Consider the following 14,855-nt stretch of genomic DNA (forward strand, 5'->3'; position numbering starts at 1 on the left):
ATGGCGCAAAATCCGCAGCCATATGCACGTGCACGCTCAAGGAATGCCCTCGTGGTACCAGGATGCGCCGTATGTGAAGGATGCAAGTACCCGAGGGAGGAATAAATGCGCATCAACCAACCAGTCAGCTCGGACGAAACCATCGTCCCCGACGGGGAGTTCATCTACAGCCGGACGGATCGTGCCGGGCGAATCGAGGTGGCAAACGATCTGTTCGTCGCACTGTCCGGATTCGACCGCAACGAGCTGATCGGACAGCCGCACAACATCGTTCGCCATCCCGACATGCCGCCGGAGGCCTTTGCGGACCTGTGGCGTGCCTTGAAGGCCGGTATGTCCTGGAGCGGCTACGTCAAGAATCGGCGCAAGGATGGCGGGTACTACTGGGTGCACGCCTTCGCGTCGCCGGTGAGGGAGAACGGCGAGGTGGTGGGCTACGAATCGGTTCGCCGCCGACCGGATCGCGAGGTCATCGCGCGGGTCGATGCGGCCTACCGCCGCATGCGCGCCAGTCCCGGCAAGTTCGATGTGCGTGACGGCCGCGTGGTCCGTGCCGGAATGCTCGGGCGACTGACGAACTGGTCGCTGGTGGGGCGTTTCGGTTGCGGGCTTGGCGTCATGACGGCGGCGGCCGCGTTCCTCGCCGCGGCCGCGCTGAGTGGCGCTGCGCTGCCTGACGCATGGTTGTGGGGCGTGCTGGCGCTGGCCCTGCTCGTCGGCGCGTGGCTGCAGTTCGGCGTGGTGCGCGGCATGTCCGCAGACCTGTCGCGCCTGCGTGAGACGATGGCTGCGACACAGCAGGATGGTGACCTGAGACGTATCGCACGCCTTCAGGGAGGTGGGGAGTTGCAAGCCATCGGCGACGCCTACAACGCGATGATGGCGAACCTGCAGGCGATCATGATCAACGTGCGCGAAGCGGGCGCCCGGATCGTGGCGGAGTCGCGCACGCTGCAACGATCGAGCGACCATGTCTCGGACAGCGCCGCGGGGACCAGCGATTCGGCGTCCAATACCGCCGCTGCCGTCGAGCAGGTAACCGTGGTTGTCGGCGAGGTGGCCGAGAATGCCGTGGCGTCGGCCGGGGCTGCGCGCGAGACGCGACGCATGGCGGCCGAAGGCATGGAGCAGGCGGGCCATGCGGTGAGCGAGATCGAGCAACTCGCGCAGGCAGTCAGCGAGACGACGGCGACCATGGACAGACTGCGCCTGTCGTCGGAGGAGATCGGCAAGATCGCCACCGTGATCAAGGAGATCGCCGACCAGACCAACCTGCTCGCGCTGAACGCGGCGATCGAGGCGGCGCGGGCGGGCGAGCAGGGGCGCGGTTTCGCGGTGGTGGCGGACGAGGTGCGCAAGCTGGCGGAGCGGACGACCACGGCAACGGTGGAGATCGGCGCCATCATCGAGTCGCTGCACACCGACACCCTCGCGGCGGTCCGCAGTGCCGAGTCCGGAAGCGCCCGCGTCCAGTTCAGCGTGGGCCTGATCCAGGAGGCGCTCGCTGCGCTGACGGAAATCCGCGAGTCTGCGGAGAACAGCCTGCGCCTCAGCGACGGAATCCAGTTGGCGACGCGGGAACAGGCGAGCGCTGCCGCCGCGATCGCCGGCAGTGTCGAGGACATCGCCCGGCGCGCCGAGGATTCCGCGATGGCCGTGACCGGGATCGCCGATACCTCGCGCGGGCTTGCCGAGGTGTCCAGCGCCCTGGATGCAGCCCTGGCGCGGGTCAAGGTCTAAAGCGAACGCACCGTGCCGTGGCGCGGCGGTGTGGGCGATGGCGCCGAGGGCGGTGGCGGAGGCTGCCGGCCGGGCTCGGGTTACACTCGCCGCATGATGAATCTGACCACGCCCGCGCTGCTCTTTCCGGCCATCTCGCTGCTTCTGCTCGCCTATACCAACCGCTTCCTGACGCTGGCCCAGGTGATCCGCCAGCTGAATGTCTCGACCGATCGAAGCGCGGATCTTGTCCAGCGCCAGTTGCCGGGCCTCAAGCGCCGCATTCTGCTGACGAAGTACATGCAGAGCTTCGGCGTGCTCAGCTTCCTGCTGTGCGCCCTGTCGATGTTCGCGCTGTTCATGGAGTCCGAGTTGCCCGGCAAGCTGCTGTTCGGCGCCAGCATCCTCACGCTGGCGCTGTCCCTGGTGTTGTCGCTGGTCGAGGTGCTGATCTCGACCGAGGCCCTGTCGGTGGTGGTGAAGGATCTCGAGGACGCCCGCCGTCCGCCGCAGGGCTGAGCGGCGCGGCTTCGCCTCAGCGGCTCGTCAGCTTCAGTTCGATGCGGCGGTTGCGGGCGTAGGCGTCCTCGGCGTTGCGCGAATCCAGCGGATGGAATTCCCCATAGCCTGTCGCCGCCAGCCGTTGCGGGGGAATGCCCTGGCTACGCAGGAACTTGACGATGGCCAGCGCGCGCGCGGTGGAGAGTTCCCAGTTCGACGGGAAGCGCGCCGTTGAGATCGGCCGGCGGTCGGTGTGGCCGTCGACCTGCAGCACCCAGGGCAGGTCGGCCGGGATCTCTGCCGACAGCGTCTTCAGCGTCTCGGCCAGCCGCGTGAGCTGAATCATGCCTTCCGCGCTGACCTCGTCCGAGGCGGTCGGGAACAGCACCTCGCTCGAGAACACGAAGCGGTCGCCGACGATCTGGATGTCCTTGCGATTGCCGAGCACCGCCTGCAGGCGGCCGAAGAACTCGGAGCGGTAGCGCGCCAGCTCCTTCACCCGGGCGGCCAGCGCCAGGTTGAGCTCGCGGCCTAGCTCCTCGATCTTCAGGTCCTTGTCGCGGGCCGCAGCCTCGGCGACCGCGAGCGCGGCGTTGAGCTGTTCGAGCTGGGTGCGCACCGCCGCCAGCTGGCGGTTGAGCAGTTCGACCTGGGCGATCGCCTGCTCCGACATCGCGGTCTGCTCCTTGAGGCCGCGTTCCGAGGTGTCGAGGGCGCTGGCGAGGCGCGCGACCTCGGCCTCGAGTTCGCTCTTGAGCCGCGCCAGCGCGGCGATGTCGGCGGACAGGCGGGCGGCTTCCTCGCGCTGCGCCTTGGCTTCATCCTGTGCGGCATGTAGTTCGCCGCGGGCGCTGAGCAACTCGGTGGACAGGGCTTCGCGCTCGCGCTCGGAACCGGCGAGCGAGGCACTCAGTTCGCCCACCCGGACGTCGGCCAGTTCCCGGGCCGACTGCTCCAGGCTGAGCGTCTTCGCCAGGGCTGCGAGTTCGGCGTTGAGTTGCGCCAGCGCGCGGTCGCGTCCACTCACCGCGTCGGCGAGCACGAACTGGCCGATGACGAAGATCAGGATCACGAACACCAACACCATCAGCAGCGAGGCGAGGGCGTCGACGAAGCCGGGCCAGAAGTCCAGCGCGCGGCGGCGGGACAGGCGGGCCATGGCTCAGTCCGCCTTCTGGCTGCCTGCACCGCCCAGGGCGGCGGCGATGGTGCGCGACAGCAGGCGCAGTTCGGCGCGCAGGTCTTCCGAGAACTGCGCGCCTTGTGCCGGCTGCTGGGCGAGCTGGCGGATCAGGCCGCGCAACTCGTCCTGCGAGGCCGACAGGGCGGACAGGTCACGCGATTCGCGGCCGATGAGTTCGGCCAGGCGGCCAAGCTGGGTGTTGAGCTCGGCGAGGTGTTCCGCGGTGGTGCGGCGCTCGCGCTCGGATTCGGCCGAGGAGCGCTGCATGCGGTCCAGGCCCTCGGCGGTCTGTTCCAGCAGGGCCTGCACGTAAGCGGGTACGCTCGCCTCGCCTTCGATGCCGGTGCCCGAAGGCAGGCGGGTGATGTGCGACAGCCATTCTTCCAGTTCGTTGTAGAAGCGGTTCTGTGCATGGCCCGACTGCAGGTCGAGGAAACCGACGATCAGCGAGCCGGCCAGGCCGAACAGCGAGGTCGAGAAGCTGGTGGCCATGCCGCCCAGCGGCGCGTCGAGCTTGGTCTTGAGCGCTTCGAACATCGCCACGGGATCGCTGCCCACGCTCATGTTGCCGATGATCTCGCCGATGGAGCGGATCGTGACGAGCAGGCCCCAGAAGGTGCCGAGCAGGCCGAGGAAGATCAGCAGGCCGATGAGGTAGCGTGACAGGTCGCGCTGCTCCTCCAGGCGGATCTGCACGCTGTCGAGCAGCGTGCGCATCGACGCCGGCGACAGGTGGAACTGGCCGCGCTTGCGGCTCGACAGGAGCCGCGCCATGGGTGCCAGCAGCGTGGGCCGCGGGGTGTCGGCCGTGGCATCCGGGTGTTGCTGGAAGGCCTCGATCCACAGCACCTCACGCTGCAGGCGCCAGACCTGGCGCAGGTTCACTGCGATGCCGATCGCCAGCACGAACACGATCAGGCCATTGAAGGCGGCATTGGCCAGGAAGGCGTGCTTGAGCTGTGGCACCAGCACTGCGGCGAGCACCGCGACCAGGGCCAGGAAGACGCCCATCCAGGTGGTGACATGGACCGGTTTGGTGAAGACCTTGTGTTCCATCGGCGACCTCTTGCGCAGGGTTCGGCGTGACCCGCAGTCTAGCGCGATTCGAGCGCCGGACGCCTTCGCCCGGCGCTGCGCCGGGTCGGCCCGGCAATTGCAACAATTCAGTACATTCCACAAACAGTTGCGCAAACATGCCTTGCGAGACTGCAGCCTGAATCGACACGGGCAGCACGCCGTGTCGCGTCCGGCCCCGCAGAACAAGCCGAGGGGGACGGGTGAGGAGACAGGCAGCACGACACCGGAGGAGAAAGGGGCATGTCCGACAAGCAAGTGCGGAATGCAGGGCAGGAAGGGGGGCTGGATACCTTTCCGCGTTACCTGATGCACCATGCGCAGGTGCGGCCGCAACGGCCCGCCATGCGCGAAAAGAAATACGGCATCTGGCAGACCTATAGCTGGGCGCAGGTGGCCGAGAACGTGCGGGCGATCGCCTGCGGGCTGGCGCAACTGGGCTTCAAGCGCGGCGACCGCATTGCCATCGTCGGCGACAACCGGCCGCGGTTGTACTGGTCGGTGGCGGCCTGCCAGTGCCTCGGCGGCATTCCGGTGATGATGTACCAGGACGCCGTGGCGCAGGAAATGGTCTATGTGCTGCAGGACGCCGAGATCAAGTTCGCCATCGTCGAGGACCAGGAGCAGGTGGACAAGATGCTCGAGATCGCCGGCGAAGCGCCGTTGCTCGAGCACGTCATCTACGACGACGCCCGCGGCATGCGCCACTACACCCAGACCCTGCTGATGGGGCTGGACGAGTTGCAGGAGATGGGGCGCATCCACGACCGCAACCAGCCGGACTTTCTCGACGGCGAGATCGCCAAGGGTTCGCCCGACGACATCTCGGTGATGCTGTACACCTCGGGTACCACCGGCAAGCCCAAGGGCGTGTGCCAGACGCACGAGGCCTTCATCTCGGCGGCGCGCGGCGGCATGCAGTTCGACAGGCTCACCGACCAGGAGGACATCCTCTCGTACCTGCCGATGGCCTGGGTGGGCGACCACCTGTTCTCCTTCGCCCAGGCGACCGTGGCCGGTTTCACCATCAACTGCCCGGAATCCGGCGAGACGGTGATGACCGACCTGCGCGAGATCGGCCCCACCTACTACTTCGCCCCGCCGCGCGTGTTCGAGAACCTGCTGACCCAGGTCATGATCCGCATGGAGGACGCCGGCAGCCTCAAGCGCAAGATCTTCCATCATTTCATGGACGTCGCCCGCCGCTGCGGCGCCGACATCCTCGACGGCAAGCCGGTGTCGGGGGGCGACCGTTTCCAGTACTGGCTGGGCAACCTGCTGGTATATGGCCCGCTCAAGAACGTGCTCGGCATGAGCCGCATCCGCGTGGCCTACACCGCCGGCGCGGCGATCGGGCCGGACCTGTTCCGCTTCTACCGCTCGATCGGCATCAACCTCAAGCAGCTCTACGGCCAGACCGAAACCTGCGCCTACGTGTGCCTGCAGCCCGATGGCCAGATCAAGCTGGATTCGGTGGGCAAGCCCGCGCCCTTCGTCGAGGTCAAGCTGGCCGACAACGGCGAGATCCTGGTGAAGGGGCCGATGCTGCTGAAGGCCTACTACAAGCGCCCGGACGCCACCGCCGAGTCGATCAACGCCGAGGGCTACTTCATGACCGGCGACGCGGGCTACTTCGACGAGGACGGCCACCTGAAGATCATCGACCGCGCCAAGGACGTCGGCAAGATGTCGAACGGCTCGATGTTCGCGCCCAACTACATCGAGAACAAGCTCAAGTTCTTCCAGCACATCAAGGAAGCGGTGACCTTCGGCAACGGTATGGACTTCGTCACCGCCTTCATCAACATCGACCTCGAGGCGGTGGGCAACTGGGCGGAGAAGAAGGGCATGGCCTACTCCGGCTATGCCGACCTTGCCCAGCAGTCGGCGGTGTATGAGCTCATCCGTGACTGCGTCGAGAAGGTCAATGCCGACCTCGCGACCGATCCGAAGATGAGCGGCGCGCAGATCAAGCGCTTCCTGGTGCTGCACAAGGAACTCGATGCCGACGACGGCGAGCTGACCCGCACGCGCAAGGTGCGCCGCAACTTCATCGCCGAGAAGTACGGCGTGCTGGTCGACGCAATGTTCGAGGGCAGGAAGAGCCAGTTCATCGAGACCCAGGTCAAGTACGAGGACGGCCGTACCGGCAAGGTCTCCGCCGACCTGCGCATCGAGGAAGTGAAGACCTTTGCGCCGCAGGCCGGCCAGCGCGCGGCCTGAGGAAACGAGGAATGAACATGACCGACATGAACCCCGCAGCCGTTGCCCAGCCGGGCCGCCGCTTCGGCGACGTGATCCTGGACCTGCAGAACATCTCGCTGCGTTTCGGCGGCGTGAAAGCGCTGACCGACATCAGCTTCAACATCCGCGAGCATGAGGTCCGCGCCATCATCGGCCCCAACGGTGCCGGCAAGAGCTCGATGCTGAACGTGATCAACGGCGTGTATCACCCGCAGGAAGGCAAGATCATGTTCCGTGGCGAGGAGCGCAAGAAGATGGAGCCGCACATGGCGGCGCAGCAGGGCATCGCGCGCACCTTCCAGAACATCGCGCTGTTCAAGGGCATGAGCGTGCTGGACAACATCATGACCGGCCGCACCCTGAAGATGAAGACCAACATCTTCCAGCAGGCCCTGTGGATCGGCGCGGCACGCAACGAGGAGATTGCGCACCGCGAGAAGGTCGAGGAGATCATCGACTTCCTCGAGATCCAGCACATCCGTAAGACGCCGGTGGGCGCGCTGCCCTACGGCCTGCAGAAGCGCGTCGACCTCGGTCGCGCGCTGGCGATGGAGCCGCAGATCCTGCTGCTCGACGAGCCGATGGCCGGCATGAACGTCGAGGAAAAGCAGGACATGTGCCGCTTCATCCTCGACATCAGCGACCAGTTCGGCACCACCATCGTGCTGATCGAACACGACATGGGCGTCGTGATGGACATCTCCGACCGCGTCGTGGTGCTCGACTACGGCAAGAAGATCGGCGACGGGACGCCGGACGAAGTCCGGAACAACCAGGACGTCATCAACGCCTATCTGGGCAGCGGTCACTGAGCGGAGCGGGACATGGGATTCTTTATCGAAACGATGTTGGGCGGGCTGATGACCGGCATGCTGTACTCGCTGGTCGCCCTGGGCTTCGTACTCATCTTCAAGGCCTCCGGCGTGTTCAATTTCGCCCAGGGCGCGATGGTGCTGGTGGCGGCGCTCGCGATGGCGCGCTTCTCCGAATGGGCCAACGCCGCGCTGGGCGGTGACAGCCTGTTCCTGGCCAACGTGATCGGCATCATCGGTGCCGGCGTGGTGATGTTCATCGTGGCGTGGGGCGTGGAGCGCTTCGTGCTGCGCAAGCTGGTGAACCAGGAAGGCGCGACGCTGCTGATGGTCACGCTGGGCATCGCCTACGTGCTCGAGGGCCTCGGCCAGACCTTCTTCGGCAGCGAGATCTACTCGATCAACGTCGGCATGCCGAAGGACCCGGTGATCATGTTCGAAGGCCTGATCGAAGGCGGCGTCATGATCAACAAGGAAGACTTCATCGCCGCGGCGCTGGCGGCGGTGCTGGTGGGCGGTCTCACCATCTTCTTCCAGAAGACCGCGATCGGCCGTGCGCTGCGCGCGGTGGCGGACGACCACCAGGCCGCGCAGTCGGTGGGCATCCCGCTGAACAAGACCTGGGTGATCGTGTGGTGCGTGGCAGGTCTGGTGGCGCTGGTGGCCGGCATCATCTGGGGCTCCAAGATGGGCGTGCAGTTCTCGCTCGTCACCGTTGCGCTGCGCGCCCTGCCGGTGGTGATCCTCGGCGGCCTGACCTCGGTGCCGGGCGCGATCGTCGGCGGCCTGATCATCGGTGTCGGCGAGAAGCTGTCCGAGGTCTATCTCGGACCGATGGTGGGTGGCGGCATCGAGATCTGGTTCGCCTACGTGATGGCGCTCATCGTGCTGCTGTTCCGGCCGCAGGGCCTGTTCGGCGAGAAGATCATCAACCGCGTCTGACCTGGAGAACACACTGTGATTTATCGTGAGAATGGCCAGTTCAAGACGAGCTACCTGGCCGACCAACAGATCTTCACCATTGCCCAGGACAAGTGGTTCGTCCTCGGCCTGATCGCCTTCGCCGCCATCGGCGTGCCGCTCCTCGCGGACGAGTACCTGTTCCGCGCCGTGCTGATTCCCTTCCTTGTGCTGTCGCTGGCGGCGCTGGGGGTGAACCTGCTGGTGGGCTACTGCGGCCAGATCACGCTGGGCGCGGGCGCCTTCATGGCGATCGGGGCGTATGCCGCATACAACTTCATGGTGCGCATCGACGGCATGCCGCTCATCCTCGCAATGCTGCTCGGCGGTGTGGCGGCGGCGGGCTTCGGCATCCTGTTCGGCATTCCCAGCCTGCGGGTGCGCGGCCTCTACCTTGCGGTGGCGACGCTGGCCGCGCAGTTCCTGTGCGACTGGGCCTTCCTGCGCATCGGCTGGTTCACCAACAACTCCAGCTCGGGTTCGGTGTCGGTCGCCAAGCTCGACGCCTTCGGCTGGATCATCGACTCGCCGGCCGAGAAGTACCTGTTCTGCCTGGCCTTCGTCGTGGTGTTCGCGCTGCTGGCCAAGAACCTGACCCGCGCGACCATCGGCCGCCAGTGGATGGCGATCCGCGACATGGACGTGGCCGCCGAGGTGATTGGCATCCGCCCGATGTACGCCAAGCTGTCGGCCTTCGCGGTCAGCTCCTTTGTCGTCGGTGTGGCGGGTGCGCTGTGGGGCTTCGTGCACCTGGGTTCGTGGGAGCCGGCGGCGTTCTCGGTCGATCGCTCCTTCCAGCTGCTGTTCATGGTCATCATCGGTGGCATGGGTTCGATCATGGGCAGCTTCTTCGGCGCCGCCTTCATCGTGGTCCTGCCGATCTTCCTGAACCAGTTCCTGCCTTTCCTCGGCAGCCTGGTGGGTGTGACGGTGTCGACTGCCAGCATCTCGCATGCCGAGTTCATCATCTTTGGTTCGCTGATCATTTTCTTCCTGATCGTCGAGCCGCATGGCCTCGCCCGACTGTGGTCGATCGCCAAGCAGAAACTGCGTCTGTGGCCTTTCCCGCATTGATGCAGTGCCGTTCGCAGTGCCCATGATGCTTATTACAAGGAGGAGACTCATGAAATTCCGTTCCCTGGCCCTTGCGGCTGCCATTGCCTCGGTGGGGCTGTCGTCCGCCGTGTTCTCGCCTGCCGCCAACGCCCAGGCGCAGGAACAGTTCTTCCCCGTGCTGGTGTATCGCACCGGCGCCTATGCCGCCAACGGCAACCCCTGGGCGAACGGCTATGTCGATTACCTGAAGTTCATCAATTCGCAGGGCGGCATCAACGGCGTGAAGCTGTCGTTCGAGGAATGCGAGTTCGGCTATGCCACTGACCGTGGCGTGGAATGCTACGAGCGCCTGAAGGGCAAGAACGCCACCCTGTTCCAGAGTCTGTCGACGGGCGTCACCTTCGCACTGACCGACAAGGCCGCGGTCGACAAGATTCCGCTGATCACTGCCGGCTACGGCCGCAGCGAATCGCAGGACGGTTCGGTGTTCGCCTGGAACTTCCCGCTGCTGGGCTCGTACTGGGTGGGCGCCGACGTTGCCATCCAGCACATCGGCCAGCAGGAAGGCGGGCTGGACAAGCTCAAGGGCAAGAAGATCGCCCTAGTCTACCACGACAGCCCGTTCGGCAAGGAGCCGATCCCGGTGCTGCAGGAGCGCGCCAAGCTGCACGGCTTCGACCTGCAGCTGCTGCCCGTCGCCCACCCGGGCGTTGAGCAGAAGGCCACCTGGCTGCAGATCCGCCGCGACCGTCCCGACCATGTGCTGCTGTGGGGCTGGGGCGTGATGAACTCCACCGCCATCAAGGAAGCCCAGGCCACCGGCTACCCGCGCGAGAAGATGCTGGGCATCTGGTGGGCCGGTGCCGAACCGGACGTCAAGGACGTCGGCGCCGGTGCCAAGGGCTACAGCGCGCTCGCGCTGCAGCATGGCGCCGAGCCGAACAGCAAGGTCGTCAAGGACATCCTCGCCGCGCTGCATGACAAGGGCCAGGGTACGGGTCCGAAGGAAGAAGTCGGTTCCGTGCTTTACATGCGCGGCCTGATCTCCGCCATGCTGGGTGTCGAGGGCGTGCGCCAGGCGCAGGAGCGCTACGGCAAGGGCAAGGTCATGACCGGCGAGCAGGTGCGCTGGGGTCTGGAGAACCTCAACCTCGATCAGGCCAAGCTTGACGGGATGGGCTTTGCCGGCGTGATGCGCCCGGTCCAGACGACCTGCACGGACCACATGGGCTCGTCGTGGGTTCGCGTCCACACCTGGGACGGCTCGAAGTGGGGCTTCACGTCCGACTGGTACCAGGCCGACGACAAGGTGCTGCGCCCGATGGTGCTCGAGGCTGCGTCCAAGTACGCGGCCGAGAAGAACATCCAGCGCCGTACCGCCGAGCAGTGCGCGCAGTAAGTTGAAACATGCCCCCGTGCCGCAGGGTGCGGGGGCCATTGCCTGGAATTCGAGATGAACGCTCCGAACTCAGCATTCCTCAGCGTCAACAACATCGAGGTCATCTACAACCACGTGATCCTCGTCCTGAAGGGCGTGTCCCTGTCGGTGCAGGAGGGCAGCATCGTGGCCCTGCTCGGCGGCAACGGCGCCGGCAAGACGACCACGCTGCGCGCGGTCAGCAACCTGCTGAAGGGTGAGCGCGGCGAGGTGACGAAGGGCTCGGTCGAGTACAAGGGCGAGCGCGTCGAGGCGATGACGCCGGCGGACCTCGTCAAGCGCGGCGTGGTGCAGGTCATGGAAGGCCGCCACTGCTTCGGCCACCTGACGATCGAGGAGAACCTGCGCACCGGCGCCTACACCCGCACCGACGGCAAGGCGGCCGTCGAGGAAACGCTGGAGAAGGTCTACAACTACTTCCCGCGCCTGAAGACGCGTCGCAACAGCCAGGCGGCCTACACGTCCGGCGGTGAACAGCAGATGTGCGCGATTGGCCGTGCGTTGATGGCCAAGCCTCGTCTGGTGCTGCTGGACGAACCCTCGATGGGCCTCGCGCCGCTGATCGTCGAGGAGGTGTTCGAGATCGTCAAGGATCTGAACGCCAAGGAGAAGGTGAGCTTCCTGCTCGCTGAACAGAACACCATGGTCGCGCTGCGCTATGCCGACTTCGGCTACATCATGGAGAACGGCCGCATCGTGATGGAAGGCGCCGCCAGCGAGCTGTCGAACAACGAGGACGTGAAGGAGTTCTACCTCGGCCTGTCGGGCGAAGGGCGCAAGAGCTTCCGCGAGATCAAGCACTACCGCCGGCGCAAGCGCTGGCTGAGCTGAACCGGCCGAAAGGGCGGCAGGTAAGACGGAACACCACATTGCATCGAGCAGGGATGCCGACATGAACTTCTACGACACGCGGGAAACCCGCCCCCCCGAAGCGCGCGAGCGCGAGCTGATGGAGCGACTGCCGGCGCAGATCGCCCACGCCCGTGCCGGTGCGCCGGCTTTCGGCCGCCTGCTGGCGGACGTCGAACCCGACTCGGTGACGAGCCGGTCGGCGCTCGCCACCTTGCCGGTGACACGAAAGTCGGAACTGCTGGAGATGCAGAAGGCGGCGCGCCCGTTCGGCGGCTTTGCCGCCGTCGGCTGGGGCAGTGCCTGCCGTCGCGTGTTTGCGTCGCCCGGGCCGCTGTACGAACCCGAAGGGGCGCGTCCCGACTACTACCGCCTGGCGCGGGCGCTGTTCGCCGCAGGTTTCCGCGCCGGCGATCTGGTGCACAACGCCTTCTCCTATCACTTCACGCCGGCCGGTTCGATGATGGAAACCGCGGCCCATGCGCTGGGCTGCACGGTCTTCCCGGCCGGGGTCGGCCAGACCGAGCAGCAGCTGGCCGCCATCGCCGACCTGCAGCCCAATGCCTACGTCGGCACGCCGTCCTTCCTGCGCATCCTGCTGGACAAGGCGGATGAACTGGGCGTGAAGCTGTCCTTCACCAAGGCCTTCGTGTCGGGCGAGGCCTTTCCGCCCAGCCTGCGCGACGCTTTCGCCGCACGTGGCATCTCGGCCTACCAGGCCTATGCAACCGCCGATATCGGCCTCATCGCCTACGAGACCGAGGCCCGCGAAGGGCTGGTGGTGGACGAGGACATCGTGCTCGAGATCGTTCGTCCGGGCACCGGCGATCCCGTGGCGCCGGGCGAGGTGGGCGAGGTCGTCGTCACCACCTTCAATCCCGACTATCCGCTGGTGCGCTTCGGCACCGGTGACCTGTCGGCGCTGCTCCCCGGCAGCTCGCCCTGCGGTCGCACCAACCTGCGCATCAAGGGCTGGATGGGGCGCGCCGACCAGACGACGAAGGTCAAGGGCATGTTCGTGCATCCAGGCCAGATCGCACAGGTGGTGCGCCGTCACCCCGAGATCGTGCGGGCGCGACTGGTGGTGGACAACCCCGATCTCAACGACCGCATGACCCTGATGTGCGAAGTGGCTGGCGGCGGCAGCGAAGCCCTGGCAACGGCGGTCGCGGCCAGCATCCGCGAGGTGACCAAGCTGCGTGGCGAGGTCGCCTTCCTGCCGAACGGTGCGCTGGCCAACGATGGCAAGGTCATCGACGACGTGCGCACCTACGCGTAAGCTCGGTTTCGTCTTCATTCTGCGCGGCGCCTGCGGGGCGCCGCTTTCACGCTCATGACCGATACCCTGAATGCTTCAGCACGCCTGCCGCTGGCGGGTGTGCGCGTGCTCGACCTGACCCGCCTGCTGCCTGGTCCGCTCGCCACCCAGCATCTCGCCGATTACGGCGCGGATGTCGTCAAGATCGAGGACACCGGCGCGGGCGACTACGCGCGAACGCTCGGCGCGATGGGGGGCGACACCAGCTATCTGTACCAGGTGGTGAACCGCAACAAGCGCAGCCTGCGGCTCGATCTCAAGCACCCGGACGGCAAGGCCGCGTTCGAGAAGCTGGTGGAAACCGCGGACATCGTGATCGAGGGTTTTCGCCCCGGGGTGATGGACAAGCTGGGCCTCGGCTACGAGGCGCTGGCGCGCATCAACCCGCGACTGGTGTTCTGCAGCATCTCCGGCTACGGGCAGACCGGGCCGTATGCGCTGCGCGCCGGGCACGACATCAACTACATCGGCTACGCTGGCGTGCTCGACCAGATCGGCACCGCGGGCGGCGCGCCGGCGATCTCCAACCTGCAACTGGGCGACCTCCTCGGTGGCACGATGAGCGCGTTGTTCGGGGTGCTCGTGGCCCTGGTCGATGCGCGCGCGAGCGGCAAGGGGCGTCTCGTCGACGTCTCGATGACCGATGGCGTGATGGCGCATGCGATCTTCCCGCTGACCGAGGTGCTGGCCAATGGCCGCGTGCGGCCGCGCGGCGAGGACCTGCTGACCGGCGAGGTGCCGTGCTACGGCGTGTATCGCACGGCGGACGGGCGCTACATGGCGGTCGGCGCGCTGGAGGAAAAGTTCTGGCATCTGGTGTGTGACACGCTGGGCCGTCCCGACCTGAAGCCGGCGCACCTGGTCACCGGCGCGGCGGGTGCGGCGGCGCGGGCGGAGGTGGTCGCCATCTTCGGCGCACGCACGCAGGCGGAGTGGGTTGGCGTGTTCGATGCCGTCGATTGCTGCGTGACCCCGGTGCTGACGATGGAGGAGAGCCTCGACAACCCGCAGTTGCGCGCGCGCGGGATGGTCATGGAGGTGGGCGGGGTCAGGCAGTTCGGCCCGCCGGTGCGACTGTCCGGGATGCCGGCGGTGCCGGCCCGGCCCGCACCGGCCGTCGCCGGCGCGGACAGCGATACGGTGCTGGCAGAGGCGGGCTTTTCGCCGGCCGATATCGAACGCCTGCGCGGGGCCGGCGCCATCTGAAAACACAATGGCCCATCCGCGGGATGGGCCGTGTGCCGGATTGAAGGCGGACGCCTATTTGCCGTCGGAGGGTTTGCGGCGCGTGCTGCGCGTCGTCTTGGGTTCGGACGCAGACGGTGGTGCGTCGGCCGCGGTGCCCTGTTCGCCATTCATGAAGTTCCACGGCCACATCGCGGCGGCGGCGGCAAACGGGTTGGCGCCGGCGTCGGCCTGGTCGTCGCCGGCCTTGGCCTGCTGGCTCATTGCCTTGACGGCAGCGATCGCCGCGCGCTGCATCTCCAGGCCCTGGATGCTCATCTGCAGCATGTTCAGGTTCATCTTGAGCCAGCCCTCGACCGCCTTCATGTCGGCGATGCGCTTGTCGAGCTCGTCGACATCGAGCGTCGGCGTCACCATGCCCGGCAGGGAGAAGCCCATGCTGTTCCACATGCCGCGGACGAATTCGAGCGGGTCCTGAGCGTTCTGATCTTGCGACATCGGCGTTCTCCCGGCTGT

General features: G+C 66.4%; 13 protein-coding genes. 10 read left to right on the forward strand and 3 right to left on the reverse strand.

The annotated features are described in order from the left end of the window. Nucleotides 1-105: 105 nt before the first annotated feature. Nucleotides 106-1,740, forward strand: a complete 1,635-nt coding sequence (locus C664_RS08950) for a methyl-accepting chemotaxis protein (protein ID WP_004258076.1) — start codon at nucleotides 106-108, stop codon at nucleotides 1,738-1,740. 96 nt (nucleotides 1,741-1,836) lie between these two features. Further along, a complete protein-coding gene (locus tag C664_RS08955) occupies nucleotides 1,837-2,238 on the forward strand; it encodes a DUF2721 domain-containing protein (protein ID WP_038011397.1) in 402 nt (133 codons plus the stop codon). A 16-nt stretch (nucleotides 2,239-2,254) separates the two neighbouring features. On the opposite strand, the gene C664_RS08960 is transcribed toward C664_RS08955, so the two are convergent. Further along, the gene (locus tag C664_RS08960; RefSeq protein ID WP_004258083.1) at nucleotides 2,255-3,379 is read right to left on the reverse strand and encodes a peptidoglycan -binding protein; all 1,125 of its coding nucleotides are present in this window, start codon (nucleotides 3,377-3,379) and stop codon (nucleotides 2,255-2,257) included. Nucleotides 3,380-3,382: 3 nt separating this feature from the next. Beyond that, the gene (locus tag C664_RS08965; protein ID WP_004258085.1) at nucleotides 3,383-4,459 is read right to left on the reverse strand and encodes a hypothetical protein; all 1,077 of its coding nucleotides are present in this window, start codon (nucleotides 4,457-4,459) and stop codon (nucleotides 3,383-3,385) included. Between the two features lie 261 nt (nucleotides 4,460-4,720). Here C664_RS08965 and C664_RS08970 point away from each other — a divergent pair, with 261 nt between their 5' ends. The 8 genes from C664_RS08970 (at nucleotide 4,721) to C664_RS09005 (ending at nucleotide 14,360) form a co-directional block, all read left to right on the forward strand. Further along, complete coding sequence (locus C664_RS08970; protein ID WP_004258089.1) at nucleotides 4,721-6,700, forward strand: AMP-dependent synthetase/ligase; 1,980 nt, start codon at nucleotides 4,721-4,723, stop codon at nucleotides 6,698-6,700. 11 nt (nucleotides 6,701-6,711) lie between these two features. Further along, nucleotides 6,712-7,533, forward strand: a complete 822-nt coding sequence (locus tag C664_RS08975) for an ABC transporter ATP-binding protein (RefSeq protein WP_407084166.1) — start codon at nucleotides 6,712-6,714, stop codon at nucleotides 7,531-7,533. Between the two features lie 12 nt (nucleotides 7,534-7,545). Continuing rightward, nucleotides 7,546-8,475 carry a branched-chain amino acid ABC transporter permease gene (locus C664_RS08980; protein ID WP_004258096.1) on the forward strand — a complete coding sequence of 310 codons (930 nt, stop codon included), beginning with the start codon at nucleotides 7,546-7,548 and terminating at the stop codon, nucleotides 8,473-8,475. A gap of 15 nt (nucleotides 8,476-8,490) precedes the next feature. Continuing rightward, complete coding sequence (locus tag C664_RS08985) at nucleotides 8,491-9,567, forward strand: branched-chain amino acid ABC transporter permease (protein ID WP_004258101.1); 1,077 nt, start codon at nucleotides 8,491-8,493, stop codon at nucleotides 9,565-9,567. A 49-nt stretch (nucleotides 9,568-9,616) separates the two neighbouring features. Further along, the gene (locus C664_RS08990) at nucleotides 9,617-10,948 is read left to right on the forward strand and encodes an ABC transporter substrate-binding protein (RefSeq protein ID WP_004258102.1); all 1,332 of its coding nucleotides are present in this window, start codon (nucleotides 9,617-9,619) and stop codon (nucleotides 10,946-10,948) included. A 54-nt stretch (nucleotides 10,949-11,002) separates the two neighbouring features. Beyond that, complete coding sequence (locus C664_RS08995; RefSeq protein WP_004258106.1) at nucleotides 11,003-11,818, forward strand: ABC transporter ATP-binding protein; 816 nt, start codon at nucleotides 11,003-11,005, stop codon at nucleotides 11,816-11,818. A gap of 61 nt (nucleotides 11,819-11,879) precedes the next feature. Next, complete coding sequence (locus tag C664_RS09000; protein WP_004258109.1) at nucleotides 11,880-13,115, forward strand: phenylacetate--CoA ligase family protein; 1,236 nt, start codon at nucleotides 11,880-11,882, stop codon at nucleotides 13,113-13,115. A 54-nt stretch (nucleotides 13,116-13,169) separates the two neighbouring features. Then, the gene (locus C664_RS09005; RefSeq protein ID WP_004258112.1) at nucleotides 13,170-14,360 is read left to right on the forward strand and encodes a CaiB/BaiF CoA transferase family protein; all 1,191 of its coding nucleotides are present in this window, start codon (nucleotides 13,170-13,172) and stop codon (nucleotides 14,358-14,360) included. Between the two features lie 54 nt (nucleotides 14,361-14,414). Here C664_RS09005 and C664_RS09010 read toward each other — a convergent pair whose 3' ends face one another. Beyond that, nucleotides 14,415-14,837 carry a PhaM family polyhydroxyalkanoate granule multifunctional regulatory protein gene (locus C664_RS09010; RefSeq protein WP_004258116.1) on the reverse strand — a complete coding sequence of 141 codons (423 nt, stop codon included), beginning with the start codon at nucleotides 14,835-14,837 and terminating at the stop codon, nucleotides 14,415-14,417. Between the last annotated feature and the right edge of the window lie 18 nt (nucleotides 14,838-14,855).

The organism is Thauera sp. 63 (genome assembly GCF_000310165.2).
In the GTDB taxonomy this organism is placed as follows: Bacteria; Pseudomonadota; Gammaproteobacteria; order Burkholderiales; family Rhodocyclaceae; genus Thauera; species Thauera humireducens.

Bases quoted from the DNA above. Each gene is read 5' to 3' on its own strand.
- C664_RS08975 (WP_407084166.1), top strand. From the start codon at position 6,712: ATGAACATGACCGACATGAACCCCGCAGCCGTTGCCCAGCCGGGCCGC.
- C664_RS08980 (WP_004258096.1), top strand. From the start codon at position 7,546: ATGGGATTCTTTATCGAAACGATGTTGGGCGGGCTGATGACCGGCATG.
- C664_RS08950 (WP_004258076.1), top strand. From the start codon at position 106: ATGCGCATCAACCAACCAGTCAGCTCGGACGAAACCATCGTCCCCGAC.
- C664_RS08960 (WP_004258083.1), bottom strand. From the start codon at position 3,379: ATGGCCCGCCTGTCCCGCCGCCGCGCGCTGGACTTCTGGCCCGGCTTC.
- C664_RS08965 (WP_004258085.1), bottom strand. From the start codon at position 4,459: ATGGAACACAAGGTCTTCACCAAACCGGTCCATGTCACCACCTGGATG.
- C664_RS08955 (WP_038011397.1), top strand. From the start codon at position 1,837: ATGAATCTGACCACGCCCGCGCTGCTCTTTCCGGCCATCTCGCTGCTT.
- C664_RS09000 (WP_004258109.1), top strand. From the start codon at position 11,880: ATGAACTTCTACGACACGCGGGAAACCCGCCCCCCCGAAGCGCGCGAG.
- C664_RS08995 (WP_004258106.1), top strand. From the start codon at position 11,003: ATGAACGCTCCGAACTCAGCATTCCTCAGCGTCAACAACATCGAGGTC.
- C664_RS09005 (WP_004258112.1), top strand. From the start codon at position 13,170: ATGACCGATACCCTGAATGCTTCAGCACGCCTGCCGCTGGCGGGTGTG.
- C664_RS09010 (WP_004258116.1), bottom strand. From the start codon at position 14,837: ATGTCGCAAGATCAGAACGCTCAGGACCCGCTCGAATTCGTCCGCGGC.
- C664_RS08990 (WP_004258102.1), top strand. From the start codon at position 9,617: ATGAAATTCCGTTCCCTGGCCCTTGCGGCTGCCATTGCCTCGGTGGGG.
- C664_RS08970 (WP_004258089.1), top strand. From the start codon at position 4,721: ATGTCCGACAAGCAAGTGCGGAATGCAGGGCAGGAAGGGGGGCTGGAT.